Source organism: Methylobacterium sp. Leaf106 (assembly GCF_001422895.1).
GTDB lineage: Bacteria > Pseudomonadota > Alphaproteobacteria > Rhizobiales > Beijerinckiaceae > Methylobacterium > Methylobacterium bullatum.
Genome location: NZ_LMNB01000034.1, coordinates 31703 through 55205, shown reverse-complemented (window position 1 = coordinate 55205; position 23503 = coordinate 31703). Strand labels below are relative to the sequence as shown.

Here is a 23503-nt window from a genome sequence, read left to right as displayed (position 1 = left end):
GACCGACCCGGAGTCACCCCCATGTCGCTGACGACAGACAACCTCGCTTTGCCGCTGATCGCGGCGGCGCAGGCGGGAAAACACGTCACCCACAACGAGGCCCTGGTGGTCCTCGACAGGCTCGTGCAGCTCGCCTGCCTCGACAAGGACCTGACCTCCCCGCCCTCCTCGCGCGCCGAGGGAGACCGCTACCTCGTCGCCGGCGCCGCGCCCACGGGCGCCTGGACCGGTCTCTCCGGCCACATCGTCCATTTCCATGACGGCGTCTGGAACGGGCTCGCGCCGAGGGCCGGGTGGCTCGCCTATCTGACCGATGAGGACGCCTTCTACCGTTTCGACGGCATCGCCTGGACCGGCCTCGCCGCGACGATCTCCGCGTTGCAGAACCTCGTCCTCCTCGGCCTCGGCACCCAGGCGGATGCGGAGAACCCGTTCTCGGCCAAGCTCAACAAGGCCCTCTGGACCGCACGCGCCACGGCGGAGGGGGGCACCGGTGACCTGCGATTGGCCCTGAACAAGGCGGCCACGGGCAACGTCCTGTCGCTGCTGATGCAATCGGGCTTCTCAGGCCGCGCCGAGATCGGTCTCGTGGGCGACGACAGCCTGACGGCGAAGGTCTCGGCGGACGGCAACAACTGGTCCCATGCCTGGCGGGCGCTGGGAAATAGCGGCAATGTCGGATTCGGCTCGTCCGCGGCACCGGGCGGCCCGGTGCCGGCCGCCCCGCTCTTCGTCTCGGGCTCGTCGAGTTCCGCCCTGCTCCAGCTCGAATGCTACAGCGCCGGCTCGCCGGTGGCCAACATCACCACGCGCATCGCCCGCGGCACCCCGGCCGCCCCCACCGGCATTCTCGCCGGAGACCGGTTCTTCGGTTTCTTCGGCCGGGGCTACCAGGCGACGGGCGGGTTCTCCGGCAACATGGTCACCTTCAACGGCCTCGCCGAGGAGGATTTCACGGCCACGGCACAGGGGACGCTCGTCGACTTCCAGACGACGGAGATCGGCACGAGCACGCGCCGGTCCGTGGTCAAGGTCAGGGGCAACGGCGCCCTGGAACTCGTCGCCCGCGCCGGCACGCCCGGCGCAGGTCTCGCGCCCGGACAGATCCTGTTCGACGGCACCGCCGCCGCGTTCAAGGGCTATAACGGGACGCGCTGGTCCCGCCTCACCAACCTGCCCCGCTTCGCAGCCGCCATGAGCGCGGACGCGACGATTCCGGCGGGCGCCTGGACCAAGGTGGCGTTCAACACTGCCGAGGTGAACGACCAGGGCGCGTTCGTGCCCGCCACGAACCGGTTCGTCGCGCCCGAGCCCGGCACCTACACGTTCGGCGTGGGCCTCGCCTACCGCAGGATCGGCAGCGCGTCGCCCACCGCGCTCCAGGCCCGGTTCTACCGCAACGGCGCGGCGTCCCCCCGCCACCGGGCGGGCGTGACCGGTCTCGTGGACGGCGTCTCGACCCTCGCCCTCACGGCCACCCTCACTCTGGCGGCGGGCGACACGGTGGAGGTGTTCGCGCATTTCACCAGCGCCGAGGGCGGCATCCTCGCCGCCGACACGGCGTTCTGGGGCCTCGCAATGCCCTGAGCCGCCCGGGAGGCCGTGTCCTCCCGATTGCGCGTCGCAGGACGACGCGCCTTCCCCGTTCCCAACCCCGGAGTGAACCATGGATCTCAGCGCCATCGGCCATGCCGTGCTCGTTGCCCGCGAGGGACGGCGCCTCGAGGCCTACCGCGATTCCGTCGGCATCTGGACCATCGGCATCGGCCATACCAGCGCGGCGGGGCCACCCTTGGTGACACCGGGCCTGCGCCTGACGGCGGCGGAATGCGACGCGCTCTTCGCCCGCGACGTCGGCCGCTTCGTGCGCACCGTCGCGGCGGTGGCACCCGCCGATCTGCCGGACCATGCCTTCGATGCCCTGGTCTCCCTCTGCTTCAACATCGGCGAGGGCGCGTTCCGGCGCTCGACCGTCGTGCGTCGCCTGAAGGCCGGGGACCGGGCGGGGGCCGCCGAAGCGATCCTGATGTGGAACCGGCCCGCCTCGCTGATCCCGCGTCGGCGGGCCGAGTACGACCAGTTCCGCACGCCCTACGCGACGGCCCTGCCGCGCGCCCGCTCCACCGATCCCACGGCGATCCCACGGCCCGCCGAGGCGGTACCGCTCCCGGCCGGCCCGGTGATGGAGCGGCCGGGGATCGTTCCGAACCCGGCCATCGGCTCCGAGCGCCGCCCCCTCCCTCGCACGCCCTCGGTGCGGGCCGCGCCGCCCCAGCGGAGCACCGCGCCCGTGAGTGCCTGGGCGCGCCTCAAGACCTCGCTCCGGGCGCTGTTCGGCGCACGCGCCTGAGCCCGGAGCACCCGGTTCTCCCTCCCCTGCCGCATCCCGGAGATCGCCATGAGACCCTCGCCCCTCGTCCTTGCCGGCCTTGCCGCCCTCCTCTCCTCCTGCGCCGCCTCGCCTTGCATGGCGTCGCCCACGGATGCCACCGTCCTCCTGCCCTGGGGCGACGGCGCGATCGCGCTGGCCCATCTGATCACCGCCTTCCTGGTGCCGCTCGCGATCACCGCAGCGACCGCCGCAGTGGCGCGGATCGCCGGCCCGTTGCAGGTCCTGATCACGACCTCCCTCGTGGAGCGCCTCGTGCGCAACGTCGGCGATTACGCGATCAATGCCGTGGCCGGCGCGGTGCGCGGGCGGACATTGTCGGTGCCGGTGGGCTCAGCGGTGATCGCGCAGGCGGTCCAGCGGGCGCTCGACCAGGCGCCGGCCTGGCTGGTGACGGCGGCGGGCGGGGCGGAGGGCCTCGCCGAAAAGGTCTTCCGCAGCCTGCCCCTCGACGAGGAGGCCACGACCGGCAACACCCTGCCCCCCGCCCTCGACACCCTGCGAGCGGGCCGGGACCGGGCATCGCCGACCTGAGCCGCGTTCCGCGGGCAGCGGGTTACGCTATTCACTCATCTCGCGCGTACGACGGGTCCCCTATCCCGGAAGGCTACGGCATTCACACATCTCGCGGGATGCGCGGGTGCCCTCTCCTAGAAGGAAATGGAGCACGTCGCGCCTCGTGCCGAACTCTCGTGGATAGTGGGAGCAGCCGCCGAGCAGACGGGTGAATCCATTCGGGGCAGCGCGGAAGGGAGGTTCCCATGGACAGGATCGCGCTCGAAGCCGCCCGCCTGTTGTTCTCGGAGGAGGGCGCGGGCTGGATCGTCGCCGCCCTTCTCGGCTTCGCCTGCCTGCACCTCTACCGGGAAGTGGGCCGCTCCCAGGAGGCCCGCATCGGCGATACCGGCGCCACCGCGACGGCTTTGGAACGGGCCTCCCAGGCGAATTCCGCCGTGGCTTTGGCCATCGAAAGCCGGACGCGGGTGCTCGAAGACCTGTCCCGTCTCGCGAGCGAGATCTCGCGCGGAGTCGACCGCAGCGACGAGCGGGCGCGGGAGAAGTTCGACGAGATCCTGCGCCGCCTGTCGGACACCCGCCACGAGGGGCGATGACGCCCCGTGCCCATACGACGGAGAACACCCGATGACCCGCCTCTTCCCGCCTTCCTCGCGCCTGCGCGCCGCCTCTGGCCGCCTCCGGGCCGCCGAGACCCGTTTCGAGCGCTCGATGACCGACCTGTGCCGGGCGGCCCTCGACCATATCGACCGCCAGCACCTCCTCGGCCTCGCCCTGCAGCGCCTCGTCGCGCAGCGCGCCGGCCCCTCGTGACGCCGCCGTCCGGGAACCGGAGGGCGCGCCATCGGCTTGCCCGCTCACCGCCTGTCGCGCCACGATCCGATCGTTCGGACAAGGGGCGCGACGGACCCCGCATTCAGGGCGCATTCAGTGCCCGAAGACCATTGACTCAATCCATGCGTATCCTCCTCGCCCTGCTGTTTATCGGCCTGACCGTCGCGGCTTTCGCGACGGGGCCGATTCGCACGCTGGCGGAGGAGACGATGACGCCCGGAACGGCCGAGGTCTCGGCGCCCATGCAAGCGGTCCCGCCGAGCGAGAGCTGTCTCAGCCCGGCGGACCTGCGCGAGGCGGTGGCGGACAAGCGAGTGATCGAGCCGGTGGCCGCGATCCGCGCCGCCCGGACGGTGATCTCCCGGGCCGAGATCCAGCGCGCCCGGCTCTGCCGGCACGGGGAGGGCCTCGCCTATCTCCTGACGGCCTTGCGCCGGGACGGACAGTTCGTCCACGTGTTGGTGGATGCCACCACCGGGCGGGTTATCGGCAAATAAAGGCGGGGGCGCCTATCGTTCTCCGCGACGGGGGCCTCAGCGCCGCCTCATCTTGGGAGTGAATCGCAGTGCGTCTGCTCGTCGTCGAGGATGACCGGGACATCAACCGGCAAGTGGTCAGCGCGCTCGAGGAGGCCGGCTACGTCGCCGACAAGGCCTTCGACGGCGAAGAGGGTGCCTATCTCGGCGAGAGCGAACCCTACGACGCGATCATCCTCGACATGGGCCTGCCGAAGGCGGACGGCGTCACCGTGCTGCAGAAATGGCGCCGCGCCGGCATCAAGACGCCGGTCATCATCCTCACCGCCCGCGACCGCTGGTCGGACAAGGTCGACGGGTTCGATGCCGGGGCCGACGATTACGTGACCAAGCCCTTCCACATGGAGGAGCTGATGGCCCGCGTGCGCGCGCTCCTGCGCCGCGCCACCGGCCACGCCACGAGCCAGATCTCCTGTGGGCCCGTCGTGCTCGATACCCGCTCGGGCCGCGTCTATGTGGACGGCAACCCGATCAAGCTCACGAGCCACGAATACCGCCTGCTCGCCTACCTGATGCACCATACCGGCCGCGTGGTCTCCCGCGCCGAGTTGACGGAGCATCTCTACGACCAGGATTTCGACCGGGATTCCAACACGATCGAGGTCTTCGTCGGCCGCCTGCGCAAGAAGCTCGCTGTGGACCTGATCCAGACCGTGCGCGGTCTGGGCTACCTCGTCGACCCGAACCAGCCCGCGCCGCGGGTGTAGCTTCGATGGGGTTCAGGCTGGAGCCTGCGCGATATCGGTGTGGATGAAATCCTGGCCCTTGAAGAGGAGCGGGACGTCGTTGCTCTTAGCCGCCGCATAGGCGAAGCAATCACCCATATTGAGCTGTGCGGGGTGCCCTCTGCCCTTTCCGTATGTCTCGAACGCGTCGAGAGCGGTGGACGCATCGAGAGGCGTCACTGCAACGACGCGGATCGGGACAGCGGCAAGGAACATCTCGACATCGATTCGGGCTTCCCCAATACCGCCCTGCTTGGTCCGTGCGATGGCAAGAACGGATTCGTAGACCGCGATGGGCGACGTGATCAGCGTCGTCGCGCCTTCGAGGCGGGCAGCGAGGTCCGACGCATCGGATTCTCCCGTCAAGATGGCGACCAGTGCCGACGCATCGACGAACATCAGACGTCGCCGCTCATCTCGTCATAGAAGGCCTTGTCCGCCTTGAGTCCGGTATCCGGCCGAGACGCGATGCGTTCCCGGATCGGACGAATACGCTCCCACAAGGACAGCTTCTCGTCCTCGCGCTTGAGCTCGTTGCCCACACCGAGCTTGATGGCGTCCGTCAGCGAAATGTGCTTGCGCTCGGCAAGAGCACGCACGAGACGATCCGCTTCCTCGTCGCGAATATGAAGAGCCATGGTCCGTTCCTCTTCCAAGAGATGTGTACATAATATGGACGGGCCGTCTACACCATCTCTGTGCCTCGCAAGACGCGCCTTTCCGGCACCTGTCGTGTACCAGGGCATAGCCCCCACGACAGCCGCGCCCAGATGATCGCCTTCCCCTCCTGGCTGCCGTTCCGGCGGCGCTCCATCGCCGTGCGCCTGGCGGGCTCGGCTCTGATCGCGAGTTCGGCGATCCTGCTGATCGCGGCCTGGATCCTCACCACGCTCTACCGCGAGAACACCGAGCGCTCCTTCGACAGCCGGCTCCTCGTCTACGCCAACAACCTCGCCACCGATCTCGTCTCGCCCAACGATCCCGAGAGCCGCTCCTTCAACCTGAGCGACCCGCGCTTCGACCTGCCCCTCTCGGGCTGGTACTGGCAGGTGGGGCGGCCGGATGCGCGCCCGCGCGACCTGCGCACCTCGCGCTCCCTCGTGGGCGTGCCGCTGAAGCCGGCGGGCACGCCGGACAACAATGCCGGGATCGGCCAGATCCGCCAGGGCTACGGCAAGGCCCAGGACGACCGGCCCCTGCGCATCATCGAGCGCGACGTCGATCTCGGGGAGGAGGGGCGCTACACCGTGCGCGTCGCCGGCCCGGCCGACGAGATCGAGAACGATGTCGGCCGCTTCCGCTTCTCGCTGATGGTGACGTTCGGTTTGCTCGGCCTGTTCCTGGCGCTCACGACCCTGCTGCAGATCCGCTTCGGCCTGGCCCCCCTGGCCAAGCTCCGCACGGCTCTGGGCGCGATCCGCCGGGGCGAGGCCGACCGGATCGACGGCGAGTATCCGCGCGACATCGCGCCGCTCGCCGGCGAGGTGAACCTGCTGATCGAGACCAACCGCGAGATCCTGGAGCGTGCCCGCACGCAGGTGGGCAACCTCGCCCATGCCCTGAAGACGCCGCTGTCGATCATCGTCAACGAGGTCGGCGCCAGCGACGCGCAGGAAGACCTCGCCTTCAAGATCCGCGAGCAGGCCGCGGTGATGCGCGACCAGGTGAACTACCATCTCGACCGGGCGCGGGCGGCGGCTTTGGCCGGCACCCTCGGCACCTCCACCGAGGTGGAGCCGGCACTCGCAGGGCTGGTGCGCACCTTCGGCAAGATCTACCGCGACAAGGACATCGCCTACGAGGTCCACGTGCCGCCGGGCCTGCGCTTTCGCGGCGAGCGCCAGGATTTCGAGGAGATGATCGGCAACCTCGTCGACAACGCCTCGAAATGGGCGCGCAGCCGCGTCTCGATCCGGGCGGAGACGGTGAGCGAGCACCATTATCCCCACCTTCTCGTATCCATCGAGGATGACGGGCCGGGCCTGCAGCCGGAAGACCGCGCGGCGGTACTCGGCCGCGGCCGGCGGCTCGACGAGACCAAGCCAGGCTCAGGGCTCGGCCTCTCCATCGTCGCCGATCTGGCGGCGCTCTATCGCGGCCGCTTCCGCCTGGAGGAGGCGACGCTCGGCGGTGTGCGGGCCGTGATCGAGGTGCCCGGAGACGCGCCGAATGCCAGCGCCGGATGAGCGTCGGGCTATGCGAAACGCGCCGAATGGTGTTTCAGGCGGGGATGCCGCAGAGGCCGGCCCGTCTGAAACGGCACAGGTTCGCGTGACACCGTGTCGCCGGACCGGTCCCTGCGCTCGGACCCGTCCGGCGCTTACATGGTATGGCATGAGTTCGGGGTGAGATGACGGCGATCTGGTTCATACTGGCGGTGATGACGGGGGGCACCGTGCTGGCCCTGCTCTGGCCGATGTCGCTGTGGTCCAAGACACGGCGGGCGGACGCCGCTTCCCCGCCACCGGCTGGGACGCTCGTCACCGAGACCGGCTTCTACGAGGATCAGCTCCGCGAAATCGAGCGCGACCTGACGCGGGGGCTGATCGCCCCCGGTGAGGCCGAGGCCGCCCGCACCGAGGCGGGCCGCCGTCTTCTGCGTGCGAGCCGCGAAAACCCCGAAGCCGTCTCCGACGGGATCGCCGAGCCGGCCCTGCGCCAGCGTCGGGCGGCCTCGGCCTTCGCGCTTTCGACGATCCCCCTCGTGGCGCTCATCGCCTACGGGCTCTACGGCTCGCCGCACATGCCGTCCCAGACGGCCTCCGACCGGCAGGCGGTGCAGTCCGGCGGACAGGACATGTTGAAGGCCATCGGACAGATCGAGGCACGGCTCGCCAGCGATCCGAGCGACGGCCGCGGCTGGTCGGTGCTCGCGCCGGTCTATGTCCGGCTCGGGCGCTTCGACGATGCGGCCCATGCCTACGAGGCCGCGACCCGCGTGCTCGGCGAGTCGCCGCAGCGCCTCTCCGATTGGGGCGAGGCCCTGGTCGCCGGCGCCAACGGGACCGTGACGCCCCGCGCCAAGGAGATCTTCGAGCGCGCGGCGAGCCTCGATGCCGGCGCCGCCAAGCCGCGCTTCTACCTCGCGCGCGCCGCCGAACTCGAGGGCGACATCCCCGGCGCGGTCCGGCGGCTGACCGCCCTGATGGAGAGCGCCCCGGCCGATGCGCCCTGGCTGCCGCTCGTGCGCGAGACCCTGACCCGCCTGCAAGGCGAGGCGCCGGCCACGGCCGCCAAGCCCGGCCCATCGGCCCAGGCTCCCGATTCCAGTGCTGCGGCGGATCTGCAGGCGATGCCCGCCGCCAATCGCGACGCGGCGATCCGGGGCATGGTCGACGGGCTCGACCGGCGCCTGACGGAAAAGGGAGGCACCGCCGACGAATGGGTCCGCCTCGTCCGATCCTACGGCGTGCTGGGAGATCGCGAAAAGATGAAGGCGGCCCTCGACCGGGCGCGGAACGCGGTCGGCAGCGAGGATGGAGCCGGAGCCAAGCTCGATGAGCTCGCCCGCGAGTTCGGCCTCGCCTCGGCGCCCATACCGCCGGTAACTGCTGCGGATGCGGCCGAGCGCGCTGGGACGGACGCCGCCGTGGCTGCCGTGAAGGCGATGCCGGCGCCCGAACGGGACGCGGCCATCCGCGGCATGGTCGCCGGCCTCGACCGGCGCCTCGCCTCCAAGGGCGGCACGGTGGATGATTGGCTGCGTCTCGTGCGTTCGTACAGCGTATTGGGTGAGCGCCAGCAGGCGAGCCATGCCCTCGACCGCGGCCGCATGGCCCTCAGCCCGGATGCCCGCGCCATGGAGAAGCTCGACATCCTGGCCCAGGAGCTCGGCCTGCGCGGCGGCAACGACAAGCCGTGATGCGGGCCGCGCCGCAGGACGCCCCCTGACAATCCGCCCCGGCCACGGCCCTTGACCCGGAGTGCCATGGGGCCGAAACCCAAGATACGCCAGTACCTAAAAGACGCCAGACGACAGGACAGCCGGATCCACCAATCCGGGCCTCCTCAGCGCCCATCATGAGGCGCCGGAACAGAAACGGGACGAAACTCGTGACTCGCAAGAGCCGCCGCCTGATCCTGATCGCCGCCTGCGGTGCCGTGCTCGCCCTGGCCCTCGGCCTGATCCTGTCCGCCATGAGCGGGTCGATCGTGTTCTTCCGGTCGCCCACCGAGGTGACCGCGCAGGGCGTGGCGCCGGGCACCCGCTTCCGCCTCGGCGGGCTGGTGAAGGAAGGCTCGCTCCAGCGCGGCACGGACCAGAACATCAATTTTACCGTGACCGACACCAACGCGACGGTCCAAGTGCAGTATCGCGGATTGCTTCCCGACCTGTTCCGCGAAGGCCAGGGGATCGTCGCCGAAGGGCGGCTCGAGCCGGGCGGCATCTTCCGCGCCGACACGGTGCTGGCCAAGCACGACGAATCCTACATGCCCCGCGAGGTCGCCGATGCGCTCAAGGCGCAGGGACGGTGGCAGGAGGGCGGCTCCAAGGGAGCCTCCGCCGGGAAAGCCGCCGAGGGCGTGAGGACCGCCGACGGCGAGCCGACGCTCGGACGACGCAGCGAACGATGACCGGTATGACCCTGAGGAAGGACAATCCGACGTGCTGATCGAAGTCGGACATTTCGCGCTGGCATTGGCGCTGGCGCTTTCCCTGGTCCAGGCGGTGATGCCGGTCTGGGCCGCCCGCTCTGGGGATGCGGCCCTGCGCGCCGTAGCCACTCCGGCGGCGCTGGGCACCTTCGCCTGCATCCTGTTCTCGTTCGGGGCGCTCACCTACGCCCATGCCACCTCGGACTTCTCGGTCCAGAACGTGATCGAGAACTCGCACACGGCCAAGCCCTTCCTCTACAAGCTCTCGGGCGTGTGGGGGAACCATGAGGGCTCGATGCTGCTATGGGTCCTCATCCTGGCCCTGTTCGGCGCCCTGGTCGCCGTGTCCCGGAACTCGGTTCCGCCGGTGCTCCGCGCCAACACCCTGGCGGTCCAGGGTCTCATCACCTTCGTCTTCGTGCTGTTCATCATCACGACCTCGAACCCGTTCATGCGGGTGAGCCCGGCGCCGGTCGAGGGCAACGACCTCAATCCGCTGCTGCAGGATTTCGGCCTCGCGATCCATCCGCCGCTCCTCTACGTCGGCTATGTGGGCTTCTCGATCACCTTCGCCTTCGCCATCGCGGCGTTGATCGACGGCCGCATCGACGCGGTCTGGGCGCGCGCCGTGCGCCCCTGGACGCTGATCGCCTGGAGCTTCCTGACCCTTGGCATCGCGATGGGCTCGTACTGGGCCTATTACGAACTCGGCTGGGGCGGCTGGTGGTTCTGGGATCCGGTGGAAAATGCCTCGCTGATGCCGTGGCTCGCAGGCACGGCGCTGCTTCATTCCACCGTGGTCATGGAGAAGCGCGACGCGCTCAAGGTCTGGACGGTGCTGCTCGCCATCCTCACCTTCTCGCTGTCGCTGCTCGGCACCTTCATCGTCCGCTCGGGCGTTCTCACCTCGGTGCATTCCTTCGCCACCGACCCGACGCGCGGCGTCTTCATCCTCGCCATCCTGATCCTGTTCATCGGCGGCTCGCTCAGCCTCTTCGCCTGGCGCGCGCCGATGCTGCGGCAGGGCGGCCTGTTCGCGCCGATCTCGCGCGAGGGCGCCCTGGTGATGAACAACCTGTTCCTCGCCGCCGCCTGCGCCACCGTCTTCGTCGGCACGCTCTACCCGCTGCTCCTCGAATCCCTGACCTCCGAGAAGATCTCGGTGGGGCCGCCCTTCTTCAACTACACCTTCATCCCCCTGGCGATCCCGCTCCTCCTCATCGTCCCCTTCGGCCAGACCCTGGCCTGGAAGCGCGGCGACGTGCACGCGGCCTCGCAGCGCCTGTTCGCCGCCATGGGTGTCGCCCTCGCCGTCGGCCTCGCGGTGCTCGCCTGGACCTGGGGCGGCCCAATGATGGCGCCCATCGGCATCGGCCTCGGTGCCTATCTCGTCGTCGGCTCGGCCATGGAGATTGTGTCGCGGGCCCGTGGCTACGGCAACAGCCGGGCACGGACGGTGAGCGGCGTCATGCGACGGGCGCTGGGCCTGCCCCGCTCGGCCTGGGGCACGGCGCTCGCTCATGCGGGCGTCGGAATCGTAGTTCTCGGTATCGCCGCGCAAGGTTGGGCCACGGAAGCCCTGAGCACGGTGAAGCCGGGCGAGTCCCTCGCCTCCGGCCCTTACGTGGCGACCCTCGACCGGGTCGGCCCGCGCACGGGCGAGAATTACGAGGAGACGACGGCCTTCCTGACCATCCGCAACACGGCCGGTGACTTCATCGGCACCGTGGAGACGGGCAAGCGGTTCTATCCGAGCCGCAAGATGAACGTGACGGAATCCGGCCTACTCACCGTCGGCGTCAGCCAGGTCTATGCCAGCCTCGGCGAGATGGTCCCCGGCGGGGCCATCGGCCTGCGGCTCTACTACAAGCCCCTGGTGCTGTTGATCTGGCTCGGTGCCGTCGTCATGGCGCTGGGCGGGGCGGTGTCCCTCACCGACCGTAGGATGCGGGTGGGCGCGCCCGCACGGGCGAAGGAAAAGGCCAAGACCATGCCCGGCACCATGGCCCCCGCCGAATGAGCGCGCCCCGTCTTCCCCGCCTGCTCGTCGCGCTGGCGCTTCTCGCCAGCTCGACGGGCACGACCCTGGCCGTCCAGCCGGACGAGGTCCTGCCGGACGCCAAGCTCGAAGCGCGGGCGCGCGACATCTCCTCCGGCCTGCGCTGCCTCGTTTGCCAGAACCAGTCCATCGACGATTCCGATGCGCCCCTGGCGCGCGATCTCCGGCTGATCGTGCGAGAGCGCCTGAAGGCGGGGGACGACGACCGGCAGGTGCAGGATTACGTGGTCGGCCGCTACGGGGAATACGTCCTGCTGCGCCCGGTCCTCGCCCTGCACACGCTGCTGCTCTGGCTGACGCCCCTCATGGCCCTCGGCCTTGGTGTCTTTGGGCTCTGGCGTCTGTCGCGCCGGCGCGCGGATCACGAGACCAAGCTGAGCCCGGCGGAAGAAGCCGAGATCGCCGCGCTGACCCGGCGCGAGTGACGTAACGCTCGCGCTGCATCGCAGCATGTTATCTTCCTAGGCCAATCCCGAATCGAACCGCCTTTCGATCGAACGTCCATTTCCCGTCCTGGGAGCGGCAGTTTCTATCTGTCATGCTGTCGAGCTATGTATTATTGACATGTATCAAGATATTTTTTGACGAGTCATGCAATCCATGCATTGACGCATTGCAACATTCTCCTCTTCGCAGCGCAGCATAAAATCCGCATATGTCGGTCTCCCGGTGCAACCGGCTCTCCGAACGGGCACTCCCGGCGGACAGTAACCGCACAGGTTCACTCATCATGCGCATCTCGTCCAAAACCCTCATTGCCGTAGCGCTCACCCTCGCCTCCGCCACGGCCTCCCTGGCGACCGAACTTTCGCCGGCAAGCGCACAGAGCGTCGACCTCGGTGCCTATCGGGGCTCAGCCTATTATACGGTCGAGAAGGGCCGCTACCGCGTCGTCGCCACCCTGGCCAGCGTCAATTCCGGCAACGACCAGCCGCAGGTGATCCGGCTCGTGACCACCCTCAACCCCGAGCAGACGGTGCATCTCTCGGTGCCCGGAACCCTCGGTTCTGACGGACGCGAGACCACCATCGCCTTCTCGCGCAGCGGCGACCGGGTCGACGTCGCCTCCGCCGATTCCACGGCCTACTGAGCTACGCTTTTCAGCGACTCCTCATCAGTCACCAACACCGGAGGCCGCCCCGAAACGGGCGGCCTCAAGCGTTTTTATGAGGTATTACAGCTCGTTAGCCGCCTCGATTTAAACTCCCGGCAAGGTTCGGGACGTCATCAGCTTCGGAAAGCCCTCGATGACGGAACGAGTCCATGCGCCTCTCCCTCGGCAACAAACTCGCGGCTGTGATGGGCGTTCTGGCGCTCGGTGCCTGCGCCCTGTCCCTGTTCAACGATCGGATGGTCCTGCATCAGCAGGCGCGGACGGCCGAGATGGATTCGGTATGGGAACGCACCCTGTCGGCCCAGGGCCTCGCCCTCGCGATCGAACGCACCGTGGTCGCGGCAACGACGGTCTACACGGCGGACGATACCGATGACGCCAAGGCCAAGTTCGGCGGCCTGAAGACCGCCCTCGCCGAGGTCGGCCAGCAGAAGGACGTGTTCCTGGGCCGGATCACGGGGCATGTCTCCGATACGGAACGCCTCAAGCTCGATCTGATGCTGAAGGAGTTCCTGGCCTATCAGACCGATACGGCGGAGCTCGGCCTCACCATCTCCCCGAAGGCGGCGCTGATCCAGGGCACCGACGAGGCCACGGTGGCGAGCCGCGCCAGAATGGTGTCCGCGATCACGCGGATCGGCAAGGACACCCTGGTGCGTCTCGCCGACGAACGCTCGGACGCCGCGGCGGAGATCGAGCAGACCCGTAGCATAAGCCTCGTGGCCTCCGGGGCGGTGATCCTCTTCACCTTCGGTTTCGCTCACTGGCTCGTCCTCAAGGAGATCCGCCAACCGCTGGCCCGCCTCGGATCGGCGATCGATGCCCTTGCCGCCATGGATCTCTCCCGGGCCATTCCGTTGATGGAACGCCGAGACGAGATCGGTACCATGGCCCGCTCCATTGCGGTGCTGCGGACCGTCATCGTCGACAAAGTCGAAGGCGATGCGCGCGCGCTCGCCCATTCCGCTCTGGAAGCCGAGCGGGCCGCGCGCCTGGAGGCAGCCGCCCAGGCCTTCGAGCAGGAGGCTCAGAAGGTGGCGCAGGATCTGTCGAGCGCCGCCACTGCCATGGCGGGCGCGGCGGAGGCGGTGTCGGACGCCGTGCGGCTCACGCGGGATCAGGCCACCATCGTTTCGGAAGGTGCGGCCGGCGCGGGACAACAGGTGCGCAGGGCTGCGGCCGCCAGCGCGGATGTCGCGGGAGGTAGCGAGGCCATCGACCGGCAGTCGCGCATCCGCGATGGCTTGGGCGAACTGGCGCACCGCGAGGTCACGGCCACGCGCCGCGCCGCCGCGTTGCTCACCGAAGCGGGGCGCGAGATCGGTACCGTGGTCGAGACCATCGCCACCGTCGCCGCGCAGACGAATCTCCTGGCCCTCAATGCCACGATCGAGGCGGCGCGCGCGGGCGAAGCCGGACGCGGCTTCGCGGTGGTCGCCGGCGAGGTGAAGGCGCTCGCCGCCCAGACGGCGGGCGCCACCGAGGCGATCAAGGGACAGATCGAAGCGATGCGGGGCGCCGCGCAGGACACCCTCCGGGCGGTGGAGGCCATCGGCGGAACGATGGATCAGATGGCGGGCGCGGATGCGGCCGTTGCCCTCGCTCTCGAGGCCCAGCGGATCGCGGGCGCACGCGTCGCAGACAGCGTCGCCGATGCCGAGGCCAGCGCCGACGCCGTGTCCGGCGGCATCGCCACGGTCGAAGAAGCCGCCGCGTCCAGCGCACAGGCCGCCGAATCGGTTAGGAGTGTCGCCGGCCGCGTGGCGGCGGCGAGCCTCGCCCTCGACGAAAGCATTGCGGGGTTTCTCGCCAGCGTCCGGGCCGCTTGACGAAAGGTCGCGCCTCGCTTTCGCCCCACTGAAATCGGAGGAGATCGAGGCGGCGGCCGGACTCCCGGCCCCCGTCGCAGCACCCGTTCAGACTTTCTTTACCCTGACTCGCGAGCGTCCAGCATGGCTTCGCCGACCGCTCTCCTCTCCGCTCGCTCCGTCGTCGCGTCCTCTTTGGCGGCGCTTGCCCTCAGCCTCGGGGCCGCCGCTCCGGCATCGGCCCATCCGCATGTCTGGGTGACCTCGAAGGCCGAGATCGATTACGGCGAGGGCGGCAAGGTGACGGGCATCCGTCACGCCTGGACCTTCGATGCGAGCTACTCGGCCTCGGCGACCCAGGGGCTCGACGCGAACGGCGACGGCACGGTCTCTCCCGACGAACTCGCGGGCCTCGCTACGGACAACACCGCCAATCTCGCGGAATTCGCCTATTTCACGAAGCTCAAGATCGGCGGCAAGGAGCAGACCTTCGCCGATCCGATCGAGCCGCGCATGAGAATGGACGGCGACAGGCTGACCCTGAGCTTCCTTCTGCCGCTGAAATCGCCGGTGGCGCAGGGGCGCGGAGTCGCGGCGTTGGAAGTCTTCGACCCGACCTATTTCGTCGCGTTCAGCCTCTCGGAGGATGCGGACACTGCGCGCCTCGTCGGCTCGCCGGCCGGTTGCGCCGCCACGATCACCCGGCCCAAATCCGAGCAGGCGAAGACCGCGGATGCCAAGCCGGGTTTGTCGGAAGCGTTCTTCGAAGCGCTGACCAACGCATCGAGTTACGGCGTCCAGTTCGCGAACCGGATCATCGTCGCATGTCCGTAGGCGTGGCCGCCGCATGGGCCGATCATCCGCGCGGCCGGATCGCCTTACGGATTACCCTGGCCCTGGTGGCCATCGCCCTTGTCGCCCTCGTCCTCACGGCGCTGTCGTGGCTCCTCGGCTCCAGCGTGGCTCCGCCGCCGCCCCGCTCCCCATTCGGCGTCGGATTTCGCGAGGCGGCGCCCTCGGCCACCGGGATCGGCGGCTGGCTGCTCGCCATGCAATCGAGCTTCTCGCGCAGCCTGCAGGCCACCGTCGCCGCGATCAAGCAGGGCGGAAGCTGGGGGCCGATGGTCCTCATCGGCTTCAGCTACGGCGTGTTCCACGCCGCCGGGCCGGGCCATGGCAAGGCGGTGATCGCCGGTTACATCGTGGCCGGAGAACGGGCGCTGGCGCGCGGCTTCTCGCTCAGCGCCGCCGCGGCCTTGCTTCAGGCCCTCGTCGCCATCGGCATCGTCGCCATCGGCAATCTCCTGCTCAACGCCACCGCCGCCGGGATGACGCGGGCCGGCACGGTGATCGAGACGGTGAGCTTCGCCCTCGTCGCCCTCCTCGGGCTCACGGTGACGTGGCGGAAGGCCGGACGACTGGCGGGACTCGTCCACGGCGGTGACGCTGCCGCCTGCGCGCCCGGCTGCGGCCATGTCCACCTCACCGACGCCAGCGCCATCGGCCGCCTCGATTCCTGGCGCGAGAGGGCGGGCGTGGTGCTGGCGGCCGGCTCACGCCCCTGCGCCGGCGCGATCCTCATCCTCGTCTTTTCCGCATCGCAGGGCATCCTGGCGGCGGGCATCGCGGCGACTTTCGCCATGGCTCTGGGCACGGCTCTGACCACCGGGGTGCTGGCGAGCCTGGCGGTCTTCGCCAAGGCCCTGGCCCTGCGTCTCGCGGGCGGGCGCGGCGCGTCCGGCGCCGTTGCGGTGGGCGGGCTCGAACTCCTGGCCGGGGCCTTCGTCCTCGTGCTGGGCATCGCCATGCTGGCAGGGCTCGCCGTGGGCGTGGGCGACTGAGATTTTCCTCGTCACGGCACGCAATCCCGTGGCAGGTTCCGGGTACCCCGCCGGTTCGCGCTGGGGTTTTCCCGTGAAACCAGAGGGAGCCGGCACGCATGGCAACGGGTTTCGAGCACATCCTCCATTGGCGTCTGCTGGCCGGCTCACACCCTTTCCCCGGTCCCGATGGCGGCACCTGCATCAACGAGGCGGCAATCGTCGCCGCAGGCTTGCCCTACCGGGCGATCCGTTCCTCGTCGGATTGCCCGCCGTGCTTCTCGGCACCGCTCGCCGCCTACGCCCTCGGCCTCAACGATGCGATGCCGGACGACCAGCGCCCCCGATTGATGGCCTTCGTCCTGCGCCTGTCCGGCTCCGCCGATACCCCGGAGGTGGAGGAGCGGCGCGTTCGCTTTCTCGCCCTCGAGAGCATCCGCCGCATCCTGCCTCCCCTCCTCGACCGCGCGGGTTTCGCGGATCTCGCCGCCCGTTGCGACGAAGCGCGAGATCTCGATGCCGGTGTCTCGGCGGCCCATGACGCGGCGTGGCGCGGAGGTGCGATCGCGCAGGCTGCCTCGCGGCAGAGAGATTGGAGACGGGGCGCCCTCGCCTCTTCCGTCGCTCGCAGCGCGGCGGCCGCGGTGAAATCGGCAACCGATGCCCGTTGCGCCGCCGAGGTCGCGGAAGGTGCAACACCCTTCGCCGAGGGCATCTGGGACAGCGCCGCAACCATCCTCCACGAGGCCCTCGCCATCGGGCGACGGGCGCCCGACATCGATCTCGTTCAGGCGCGGGAGCGGCTGGATGCGGCGCGGGCGGGCGCGGCGCGAACGCCTGCCGTCTCCGGCAGATGAGTTAGCCCGCCACCGGCCCAGATGCGAGGTCGAGCTCGGTGGTCTGGCAGTTGTCGAGCCAGATGCCGGTGAGGTGGAAGAAGAACGTGCCATGGCCGACGACGGCGATGGTGCGCTCGCGCCGCTCGGTCAGCCAGTCGCGGAACGTCGCCACGCGGCGATCGAACAGGTGGCGCGGCTCCACATGCACGCCCTCCGCGATCGGCTCGCCCTCGGCATGCCACCAGATCTCCGGTAGGTGATCGATATCGAGATGCGGGAATTCCGCCTTCAGCACGGAGGCGGCGCGCCCCACGTCGCAGCTGCTCTCCTGGCATTCGCGATGGAGCACTTCCACCAGGATCTCGGGCTTGGCCGGATGATCGCCGAAGATGCCGGCGGTGGTCTGGATGGCGCGGGTGAGCGGAGACGTCACCACCAGATCGAAGGGGATGTCCCGCAGCCTCTCCCGGGCCGCCGCGACCTGAGTGAGGCCTCGGTCCGTCAGCCGGGCGTCGATATGGCCGGGATCGCGTCCGGTGAGGCGATGGGCTGCGTTGAAGGTGGATTCGCCGTGGCGGATGCAGACGATGCGTGTCTCGGACATGCGGGCTCGGATCGGGAGGAACGACAGGGTTCGGATGCGTTGGTCAAGCGCCTAGCCTGCATGCCGTTCCGCGAAAAGGCCGGCCATCGCCGCAACGGACTCGCTCCGTCGGCAACGCTCCGTCAACCTCGGTGGCGTTGAGTGGGCTTTTCGCCTCCGGATCACCGCGCGATGCTCCATGTCCCTCCCCCATTTCCGGAAGCCTGCGCCGTCGCCTTCCCCGGCGACGATGCGGTCCGGTTCGTCGCCATGGCGTGGCAGGACTCTCTGCTGCGCGAGCGCCGGATGGCCGCGAACACGGTGGAGGCTTATGCCCGCGACCTGAGGCAGTTCCTCTGCCATCTGCAGAGCCGCACCGGTACCGTGCGCATCGCCGGGCTCGTCGCCCTCAAGCCGCGCGACATCCGTGGGTTCATGGCCGCGCGCAGAGCGGAGGGCGTGAGCGGTCGATCGCTGATGCGGGCACTCGCGGGCCTGCGCTCCTTCGCGCGCCATCTCGAACGGGACGGCCACGGCAGCGTGTCCGCCCTCGGCGCGATCCGCTCGCCCAAGGTCGAGCGACGCCTGCCGCGCCCGATCCCCATCGTCGCCGCCCGTGCCCTGACCGATATCGACATCCGCGCGGGGGAGACGCGCGAGCCCTGGGTTCTCGCGCGGGACGCCGCCGTCCTTGCCCTGCTTTACGGGTCCGGCTTGCGCATTTCCGAAGCCCTCGGGCTCACCCGCCGCGATGCCCCCGTACCGGGATTGGAGTCGGTGACGGTGATGGGCAAGGGCGGCAAGGAGCGGATGGTGCCGATCCTCCCCGTGGTGGCCGAGGCGGTGGCGGCCTATCTCGCCGCCTGCCCCCATGCGCTCGATCCGGAAGGGCCGCTTTTCGTGGGCGTGAAAGGCGGCAAGCTGTCCCCACGGATCATCCAATATGCGGTGGCCTCCCTGCGCGGCGCGCTCGGCCTGCCGGACAGCGCCACCCCCCATGCCTTGCGGCACTCCTTCGCCACCCACCTCCTGGCCCGGCAGGGAGAATTGCGCGCGATCCAGGAACTGCTCGGCCACGCCTCGCTCTCGACGACGCAGCTCTACACCAAGGTCGACGCCGCACGCCTGATGGATGCGTTCGATCAAGCCCATCCCCGTGCGGGTGCGCGCGCTACGGATCGAGTTCTGGATAGTGCCGGAAGATCCCCTGCTGGTTGAAGGGAATGCGGCGCGGGCTCGCCAGATAGGCCGCGATCCTCGGCCGTTGCCGGACGGCGTCGTGCAAGGCGGCGACGTGGCGGTTCTCGGTGAGGGTCCGTTCCGTCGCGCGTGGGAAGGCGTAGAGCAACCCGTCCACGAGTTGGAACAGGGACAGGTCGGCGTAGGTCGTGGCCCCTCCGACGAGATGGAGGCCGTCGTTACGGCCGAGCACATGGTCGAACCAGGCGAGATACTCCGGAATCCGGTTCGCCTGAAAATCCTTCGCCCGCCGAAGCGCTTCGGGCTGCTGGTCCTCGTAGGTGAGGCTCACCGCGATGGGATGGTGGGTGTCGTGAGCTTCCGCCACCACATCTGCAACGGTCAGCTGCATCTGGTGGGTCCAGAGGCGGTCGGCTTCGCTGGCGGGTGCGAGACCGAGCCGGGGACCGAGATAGAGCAGGATCGCTGCGGTCTGGCCGATGACGACGTCGCCATCCCGGAGGAAGGGCGGCGCGTAGGCGGGCCGGGCGATCGACGGATCTTCCAGCAAGGCCGCAATGGCGCCGAGGCCCTGTCCGTCCTCCTCCCGCCCCCGGGCGACATCCACATACTCGACGCCGGCATCCTCCAGGGCGAGGCGGACGAACTCGCCGCGGCCCTGAATCGTCGGCCAATAATAGAGTTCGTAGGGCATCCGGCTCGCTCAGGTTTCAAACCACTGAGTACGACATGCATCCCATCAGCCACCTCATCCTGAGGTGCAGGAGCGAAGCGGATGCCACGAAGGAGGGCTCCAGTTCGCGCAGCGATCCCTGGAGGTCTCCTTCGAGGCGGCTGTCGCCGCACCTCAGGATGAGGTGCGCGGGGTGGAAAAAGTGCCCCTGCTTCTCAGATGTGGATCGCCCGCTTGCCGACGGCGAGGGCGGCTTCCTTGACCGCCTCCGTCAGCGTCGGGTGGGCATGGCAGGTCCGGGCCACGTCCTCGGCACTGGCACCGAACTCCATGGCGACGGCCAGTTCCGCGATGAGGTTGCCTGCATCCGCGCCGACGATGTGGACGCCGAGCACCCGGTCGGTCTTGGCATCCGCCAGGATCTTCACGAAGCCATCGGTGGTGTGGTTCACCTTGGCGCGGCCGTTCGCGGTGAAGGGGAACTTGCCCGCATTGTAGGCGATGCCGTCCTTCTTCAGTTCCTCCTCGGTCTTCCCCACTGAGGCGACCTCCGGATAGGTGTAGACCACGTTCGGGATCACCCCGTAATTCACATGGCCCGATTGCCCGGCGAGGAGTTCCGCCACGGCGACACCTTCGTCCTCGGCCTTGTGAGCGAGCATCGGCCCCGCGATCACGTCACCGATGGCGTAGATGCCGGTGACGTTGGTGGCGTAGTGGCTGTCGGTCTGGATGCGGCCCTTGTTGTCGAGCTGCACGCCCACCGTTTCGAGACCCAGCTTCTCGGTGTAGGGCACGCGGCCGATGGCCACGAGCACCACGTCGGCTTCGAGCTTCTCGGCATCGCCGCCGGCGGCCGGCTCGACCGACACGGTGGCGGCGCCGTCCTTCACCTCGACGCCGGTGACCTTCGACGACAGCTTGAAGACGATGCCCTGCTTGCCGAGGATGCGCTGGAACTGCTTGCCGACCTCGCCGTCCATGCCCGGCAGAATGCGGTCGAGATATTCCACCACGGTCACTTCGGAGCCAAGACGGCGCCAGACAGAGCCGAGTTCGAGGCCGATCACGCCGGCGCCGATGATGAGGAGCTTCTTCGGCACGGCCTGAAGTTCGAGGGCGCCGGTGGAGGAGACGACGATCGTCTCGTCGATGGTCACGCCGGGCAGCTTCGTCACGTCGGAGCCCGTGGCGATGACGATGTTCTTCGTCTCCAGCATCTGGTTGCCGCCATCCTCGGACAACACCTCGACGCGGCCGGCACCGGCGACCCGGCCGAGGCCGTGATAAGCGTCGATCCCGTTCTTCTTCAGCAGGAACTCGACGCCCTTGGTGTTGCCGTCGACGCCGTCCTGCTTGAACGACATCATCTTCTTGAGGTCGAGCTCAGGGGCGCTGACGATCACGCCCATATCACCGAAATGCTTCGAGGCCTCCTCGAACGCCTCGGAGGCGTGAAGCAGGGCCTTCGACGGAATGCAGCCGACATTGAGGCAGGTGCCGCCATGGGTGGCCCGTTTCTCCACCACGGCGGTCTTGAGACCGAGCTGGGCGGCGCGAATGGCGCAGACATAGCCGCCGGGGCCGGTGCCAATGACGACGAGATCGTAGGTGCTCATGGGCGGTCGGTTCCTGATGCGGTGCTCTCCGGCGAACCGGAGAGCGAAGGTTGTTTGGACGGAGCCCCGTTGCCGTCCTCGATGACGGACAGGTCGGTGACGAGGAGGACCGGCCGGTCCTCCTCGTCGAGGCCCCAATAGGAGGCGTAGACGCCGTCGCCCCAGCCGCTCTGGAACACGGCGAGCGTCGCCGGGTCGTCAGCCAGCGGCTTGAGCATCACCTCGGTGCCGCCAGCAGCTTCGAGGGGAGCGTGAATGATGTCGTCGTAGGAGGACCCATAACCGGGCCGCTTCTGCTCCTGGGCGTCGCGGCACAGGAAAGCGCTCCGCGCCGCAACGTCCATCAGGGCGCCGAGCCCGGCATCGACAGGAAAGCCGTACACCTCGTCGTCCTTCAACGTCCGGGCATCCTGCCCAGGAAGCAGGGCCATCTGCCAGTGAGACGGCGTGCCTCGTGCGAAGCGGATTTCCGCGAGGGCAACCCGGTCCTGCGCCTTGTAGATCGTGATCGGGTACCGCCCCGGCGGCACGCGGCGGGCGAAGGCGGGCCGCTCCGGCTGCACGGCCGGATCGGTGGCGACGATGGCGCCGGTCGGAAACTCCGCCTCGCCGAGCGGCAGCCGGGTGATGGCGCGCTCGGCCAGCATGGTGTCGGAGAGCGCCGTGACCGAAAGGTTCGGGCCAGCCGGTATGTCGACGGGGTAAATCGGCAGCTCCCTCGTCCGGCCCCACCATACCGCTGCCAGCGCCGCCAACCCCAACGCGGGGACGGCGGTGAGCACGAGGCGCCGATTCATCGCGTCTGCGCCGGAAGCCGGATCAGAGATCCAGCACGAGACGTGCCGGATCCTCGAGCGCCTCCTTGACGCGCACGAGGAAGGTCACCGCCTCCTTCCCGTCGACGATGCGGTGATCGTAGGAGAGCGCGAGATACATCATCGGCCGCGCCTCGATCTTGCCGGCGCGAACGACGGGACGCTCCTCGATGCGGTGCATGCCGAGGATGCCCGATTGCGGCGCGTTGAGGATCGGGGTCGACATCAACGAGCCGTAGATGCCGCCATTGGTGATGGTGAAGGTGCCGCCCTGCATCTCCTCGATGGAGAGCTTGCCGTCCCGCGCCTTCTTGCCGAACCCGGCGATCGTCTTCTCGATGCCTGCGATGGAGAGGTCGTCGGCATTGCGCACCACCGGCACGACGAGGCCCTTATCGGTCCCGACCGCGATGCCGATATGGTAGTAGTTCTTGTAGACGAGGTCGGTCCCGTCGATCTCGGCATTGACCGCGGGCACGTCCTTGAGGGCGCCGATCACCGCCTTGGTGAAGAAGCCCATGAAGCCGAGCTTGGTGCCGTGCTTCTTCTCGAAGATGTCCTTGTACTGGGAGCGGAGGGCCATGACGGCGGACATGTCGACGTCGTTGAACGTCGTCAGCATCGCCGCCGTGTCCTGGGCGTCCTTCAGGCGGCGCGCGATGGTCTGGCGCAGCTTCGTCATCTTCACGCGCTCTTCGCGCGCGGCATCGTCGGGCTTCGAGGCGGGGCGCGGCGGCGAGGGAGCCTTGGCCTGGCGGGCCGGCTCCTGAGCAGGGGCCGGAGCGGACGGCGCCTTGGAGGTCGCCTCGATCATGTCGCCCTTGGTGACGCGGCCGTCCTTGCCGGAACCGTTCACCGTCGATGGGTCGATGCCGGATTCCCGCGCCATCTTGGCGACAGCCGGGCCGTTATCTCCCGCCGGGCGATCGGATGCCGGCGCGGCGGCGTCGCCGTGATTGCCGTAAGCCGCAGAGGATTCTTCAGCCGGCGCCTTCGCTGCCCCTTCGGATTGTGACTTCGCCGGCTCCTCGGTGCGGGTCTCGGCCTTGGTCTCGGTCTTCTTCGGAGCGGCGGCCTTCGCGCCACCGCCGGCACCGGCCTCGACGATGGACCCCAGCAGGGCGCCGGGCTCCACGGTCTCGCCGTCCTTCGCCAAGATCTCACCGAGCTCGCCGGCGGCGGGAGCGTTGACTTCGAGGGTGACCTTGTCGGTCTCCAGCTCCACCAGGGGCTCGTCCGCCGCCACCGCGTCGCCCGGCTTCTTGAACCAGCGGCCGATGGTGGCCTCGCTCACGGATTCGCCAAGCGTGGGGACGATGATGTCGGTTGCCATGGTGTGTAGTCCGCCCGAATGGTTGGTCGTGTCGGATGAAGGGG

General features: G+C 69.0%; 25 protein-coding genes. 18 read left to right on the top strand and 7 right to left on the bottom strand.

Features of this window, described 5'->3' with window-relative positions:
- The first annotated feature begins 21 nt into the window (after positions 1 to 21).
- From ASF34_RS19870 to ASF34_RS19840, 7 genes are all read left to right on the top strand, one after another.
- Positions 22 to 1587, top strand: coding sequence for a DUF2793 domain-containing protein (locus tag ASF34_RS19870; protein WP_056163858.1), 1566 nt, complete (start codon positions 22 to 24; stop codon positions 1585 to 1587).
- Positions 1588 to 1666: 79 nt separating this feature from the next.
- Positions 1667 to 2350, top strand: a complete 684-nt coding sequence (locus ASF34_RS19865; RefSeq protein WP_056163856.1) for a lysozyme — start codon at positions 1667 to 1669, stop codon at positions 2348 to 2350.
- Positions 2351 to 2398: 48 nt separating this feature from the next.
- Complete coding sequence (locus ASF34_RS19860) at positions 2399 to 2923, top strand: hypothetical protein (protein WP_056143234.1); 525 nt, start codon at positions 2399 to 2401, stop codon at positions 2921 to 2923.
- A gap of 227 nt (positions 2924 to 3150) precedes the next feature.
- Positions 3151 to 3501 carry a hypothetical protein gene (locus tag ASF34_RS19855; protein WP_018045771.1) on the top strand — a complete coding sequence of 117 codons (351 nt, stop codon included), beginning with the start codon at positions 3151 to 3153 and terminating at the stop codon, positions 3499 to 3501.
- Positions 3502 to 3532: 31 nt separating this feature from the next.
- Positions 3533 to 3718: a hypothetical protein gene (locus ASF34_RS19850; protein WP_018045772.1), complete on the top strand. Its 186-nt coding sequence runs from the start codon at positions 3533 to 3535 to the stop codon at positions 3716 to 3718.
- A 143-nt stretch (positions 3719 to 3861) separates the two neighbouring features.
- Complete coding sequence (locus tag ASF34_RS19845; RefSeq protein ID WP_056163853.1) at positions 3862 to 4236, top strand: PepSY domain-containing protein; 375 nt, start codon at positions 3862 to 3864, stop codon at positions 4234 to 4236.
- 68 nt (positions 4237 to 4304) lie between these two features.
- A complete protein-coding gene (locus ASF34_RS19840) occupies positions 4305 to 4982 on the top strand; it encodes a response regulator transcription factor (protein WP_056143225.1) in 678 nt (225 codons plus the stop codon).
- A 12-nt stretch (positions 4983 to 4994) separates the two neighbouring features.
- Here the strand turns inward: ASF34_RS19840 and ASF34_RS19835 are convergent, their stop codons facing one another.
- Both ASF34_RS19835 and ASF34_RS19830 read right to left on the bottom strand, forming a co-directional pair.
- Positions 4995 to 5399: a type II toxin-antitoxin system VapC family toxin gene (locus tag ASF34_RS19835; RefSeq protein WP_056163850.1), complete on the bottom strand. Its 405-nt coding sequence runs from the start codon at positions 5397 to 5399 to the stop codon at positions 4995 to 4997.
- Positions 5399 to 5638, bottom strand: coding sequence for a type II toxin-antitoxin system VapB family antitoxin (locus ASF34_RS19830; RefSeq protein WP_018045776.1), 240 nt, complete (start codon positions 5636 to 5638; stop codon positions 5399 to 5401). Before ASF34_RS19830 ends, ASF34_RS19835 begins: the two co-directional genes overlap by 1 nt.
- A 132-nt stretch (positions 5639 to 5770) precedes the next feature.
- Between ASF34_RS19830 and ASF34_RS19825 the strand changes: the two genes are divergently transcribed.
- The 10 genes from ASF34_RS19825 (at position 5771) to ASF34_RS19780 (ending at position 17254) form a co-directional block, all read left to right on the top strand.
- Complete coding sequence (locus tag ASF34_RS19825) at positions 5771 to 7186, top strand: sensor histidine kinase (RefSeq protein ID WP_056163848.1); 1416 nt, start codon at positions 5771 to 5773, stop codon at positions 7184 to 7186.
- Positions 7187 to 7350: 164 nt separating this feature from the next.
- On the top strand, positions 7351 to 8862 hold the full coding sequence (ccmI, locus tag ASF34_RS19820; protein WP_056163845.1) for a c-type cytochrome biogenesis protein CcmI: 1512 nt from the start codon (positions 7351 to 7353) through the stop codon (positions 8860 to 8862).
- A 191-nt stretch (positions 8863 to 9053) separates the two neighbouring features.
- Entirely contained in the window at positions 9054 to 9575 is a 522-nt protein-coding gene (ccmE, locus tag ASF34_RS19815; protein WP_056163842.1) for a cytochrome c maturation protein CcmE, read from the top strand.
- Between the two features lie 31 nt (positions 9576 to 9606).
- Positions 9607 to 11616 carry a heme lyase CcmF/NrfE family subunit gene (locus tag ASF34_RS19810; protein ID WP_056163838.1) on the top strand — a complete coding sequence of 670 codons (2010 nt, stop codon included), beginning with the start codon at positions 9607 to 9609 and terminating at the stop codon, positions 11614 to 11616.
- Positions 11613 to 12080 carry a cytochrome c-type biogenesis protein gene (locus tag ASF34_RS19805; protein ID WP_056163836.1) on the top strand — a complete coding sequence of 156 codons (468 nt, stop codon included), beginning with the start codon at positions 11613 to 11615 and terminating at the stop codon, positions 12078 to 12080. Before ASF34_RS19810 ends, ASF34_RS19805 begins: the two co-directional genes overlap by 4 nt.
- A gap of 305 nt (positions 12081 to 12385) precedes the next feature.
- A complete protein-coding gene (locus ASF34_RS19800; protein ID WP_018045782.1) occupies positions 12386 to 12745 on the top strand; it encodes a hypothetical protein in 360 nt (119 codons plus the stop codon).
- Between the two features lie 173 nt (positions 12746 to 12918).
- On the top strand, positions 12919 to 14598 hold the full coding sequence (locus tag ASF34_RS19795; protein WP_056163833.1) for a methyl-accepting chemotaxis protein: 1680 nt from the start codon (positions 12919 to 12921) through the stop codon (positions 14596 to 14598).
- 123 nt (positions 14599 to 14721) lie between these two features.
- Positions 14722 to 15411, top strand: a complete 690-nt coding sequence (locus ASF34_RS19790) for a DUF1007 family protein (protein ID WP_056163831.1) — start codon at positions 14722 to 14724, stop codon at positions 15409 to 15411.
- Complete coding sequence (locus ASF34_RS19785) at positions 15402 to 16418, top strand: nickel/cobalt transporter (RefSeq protein WP_056163828.1); 1017 nt, start codon at positions 15402 to 15404, stop codon at positions 16416 to 16418. Before ASF34_RS19790 ends, ASF34_RS19785 begins: the two co-directional genes overlap by 10 nt.
- Before the next feature lie 98 nt (positions 16419 to 16516).
- On the top strand, positions 16517 to 17254 hold the full coding sequence (locus ASF34_RS19780; protein ID WP_056163827.1) for a hypothetical protein: 738 nt from the start codon (positions 16517 to 16519) through the stop codon (positions 17252 to 17254).
- A 1-nt stretch (position 17255) separates the two neighbouring features.
- Here the strand turns inward: ASF34_RS19780 and ASF34_RS19775 are convergent, their stop codons facing one another.
- Complete coding sequence (locus ASF34_RS19775; protein WP_056143194.1) at positions 17256 to 17840, bottom strand: histidine phosphatase family protein; 585 nt, start codon at positions 17838 to 17840, stop codon at positions 17256 to 17258.
- Between the two features lie 171 nt (positions 17841 to 18011).
- On the opposite strand from ASF34_RS19775, the gene ASF34_RS19770 reads away from it, so the two are divergent.
- Positions 18012 to 19037, top strand: a complete 1026-nt coding sequence (locus ASF34_RS19770; protein WP_056163824.1) for a tyrosine recombinase XerC — start codon at positions 18012 to 18014, stop codon at positions 19035 to 19037.
- On the opposite strand, the gene ASF34_RS19765 is transcribed toward ASF34_RS19770, so the two are convergent.
- From ASF34_RS19765 to odhB, 4 genes are all read right to left on the bottom strand, one after another.
- The gene (locus ASF34_RS19765; RefSeq protein ID WP_056163821.1) at positions 18991 to 19713 is read right to left on the bottom strand and encodes a glutathione S-transferase; all 723 of its coding nucleotides are present in this window, start codon (positions 19711 to 19713) and stop codon (positions 18991 to 18993) included. The two genes, ASF34_RS19770 and ASF34_RS19765, sit on opposite strands and share 47 nt — an antisense overlap.
- Before the next feature lie 194 nt (positions 19714 to 19907).
- Positions 19908 to 21311, bottom strand: coding sequence for a dihydrolipoyl dehydrogenase (gene lpdA, locus ASF34_RS19760; protein ID WP_018045790.1), 1404 nt, complete (start codon positions 21309 to 21311; stop codon positions 19908 to 19910).
- A complete protein-coding gene (locus ASF34_RS19755) occupies positions 21308 to 22108 on the bottom strand; it encodes a DUF4241 domain-containing protein (RefSeq protein ID WP_056163818.1) in 801 nt (266 codons plus the stop codon). Before ASF34_RS19755 ends, lpdA begins: the two co-directional genes overlap by 4 nt.
- Positions 22109 to 22130: 22 nt before the next feature.
- Positions 22131 to 23459, bottom strand: a complete 1329-nt coding sequence (gene odhB / locus ASF34_RS19750) for a 2-oxoglutarate dehydrogenase complex dihydrolipoyllysine-residue succinyltransferase (RefSeq protein ID WP_056163814.1) — start codon at positions 23457 to 23459, stop codon at positions 22131 to 22133.
- Positions 23460 to 23503 lie beyond the last annotated feature (44 nt).

What these genes read in the sequence shown, in the direction of transcription:
- ASF34_RS19790 (WP_056163831.1), top strand. Translation starts at nt 14,722, where the DNA reads ATGGCTTCGCCGACCGCTCTCCTCTCCGCTCGCTCCGTCGTCGCGTCC.
- ASF34_RS19805 (WP_056163836.1), top strand. Translation starts at nt 11,613, where the DNA reads ATGAGCGCGCCCCGTCTTCCCCGCCTGCTCGTCGCGCTGGCGCTTCTC.
- ASF34_RS19770 (WP_056163824.1), top strand. Translation starts at nt 18,012, where the DNA reads ATGCTCCATGTCCCTCCCCCATTTCCGGAAGCCTGCGCCGTCGCCTTC.
- ASF34_RS19850 (WP_018045772.1), top strand. Translation starts at nt 3,533, where the DNA reads ATGACCCGCCTCTTCCCGCCTTCCTCGCGCCTGCGCGCCGCCTCTGGC.
- ASF34_RS19800 (WP_018045782.1), top strand. Translation starts at nt 12,386, where the DNA reads ATGCGCATCTCGTCCAAAACCCTCATTGCCGTAGCGCTCACCCTCGCC.
- ASF34_RS19845 (WP_056163853.1), top strand. Translation starts at nt 3,862, where the DNA reads ATGCGTATCCTCCTCGCCCTGCTGTTTATCGGCCTGACCGTCGCGGCT.
- ccmI (WP_056163845.1), top strand. Translation starts at nt 7,351, where the DNA reads ATGACGGCGATCTGGTTCATACTGGCGGTGATGACGGGGGGCACCGTG.
- ASF34_RS19830 (WP_018045776.1), bottom strand. Translation starts at nt 5,638, where the DNA reads ATGGCTCTTCATATTCGCGACGAGGAAGCGGATCGTCTCGTGCGTGCT.
- ASF34_RS19785 (WP_056163828.1), top strand. Translation starts at nt 15,402, where the DNA reads ATGTCCGTAGGCGTGGCCGCCGCATGGGCCGATCATCCGCGCGGCCGG.
- ASF34_RS19775 (WP_056143194.1), bottom strand. Translation starts at nt 17,840, where the DNA reads ATGTCCGAGACACGCATCGTCTGCATCCGCCACGGCGAATCCACCTTC.
- ASF34_RS19755 (WP_056163818.1), bottom strand. Translation starts at nt 22,108, where the DNA reads ATGAATCGGCGCCTCGTGCTCACCGCCGTCCCCGCGTTGGGGTTGGCG.
- odhB (WP_056163814.1), bottom strand. Translation starts at nt 23,459, where the DNA reads ATGGCAACCGACATCATCGTCCCCACGCTTGGCGAATCCGTGAGCGAG.
- ASF34_RS19855 (WP_018045771.1), top strand. Translation starts at nt 3,151, where the DNA reads ATGGACAGGATCGCGCTCGAAGCCGCCCGCCTGTTGTTCTCGGAGGAG.
- ASF34_RS19870 (WP_056163858.1), top strand. Translation starts at nt 22, where the DNA reads ATGTCGCTGACGACAGACAACCTCGCTTTGCCGCTGATCGCGGCGGCG.
- ASF34_RS19825 (WP_056163848.1), top strand. Translation starts at nt 5,771, where the DNA reads ATGATCGCCTTCCCCTCCTGGCTGCCGTTCCGGCGGCGCTCCATCGCC.
- lpdA (WP_018045790.1), bottom strand. Translation starts at nt 21,311, where the DNA reads ATGAGCACCTACGATCTCGTCGTCATTGGCACCGGCCCCGGCGGCTAT.
- ASF34_RS19865 (WP_056163856.1), top strand. Translation starts at nt 1,667, where the DNA reads ATGGATCTCAGCGCCATCGGCCATGCCGTGCTCGTTGCCCGCGAGGGA.
- ASF34_RS19780 (WP_056163827.1), top strand. Translation starts at nt 16,517, where the DNA reads ATGGCAACGGGTTTCGAGCACATCCTCCATTGGCGTCTGCTGGCCGGC.
- ASF34_RS19765 (WP_056163821.1), bottom strand. Translation starts at nt 19,713, where the DNA reads ATGCCCTACGAACTCTATTATTGGCCGACGATTCAGGGCCGCGGCGAG.
- ASF34_RS19835 (WP_056163850.1), bottom strand. Translation starts at nt 5,399, where the DNA reads ATGTTCGTCGATGCGTCGGCACTGGTCGCCATCTTGACGGGAGAATCC.
- ASF34_RS19795 (WP_056163833.1), top strand. Translation starts at nt 12,919, where the DNA reads ATGCGCCTCTCCCTCGGCAACAAACTCGCGGCTGTGATGGGCGTTCTG.
- ASF34_RS19860 (WP_056143234.1), top strand. Translation starts at nt 2,399, where the DNA reads ATGAGACCCTCGCCCCTCGTCCTTGCCGGCCTTGCCGCCCTCCTCTCC.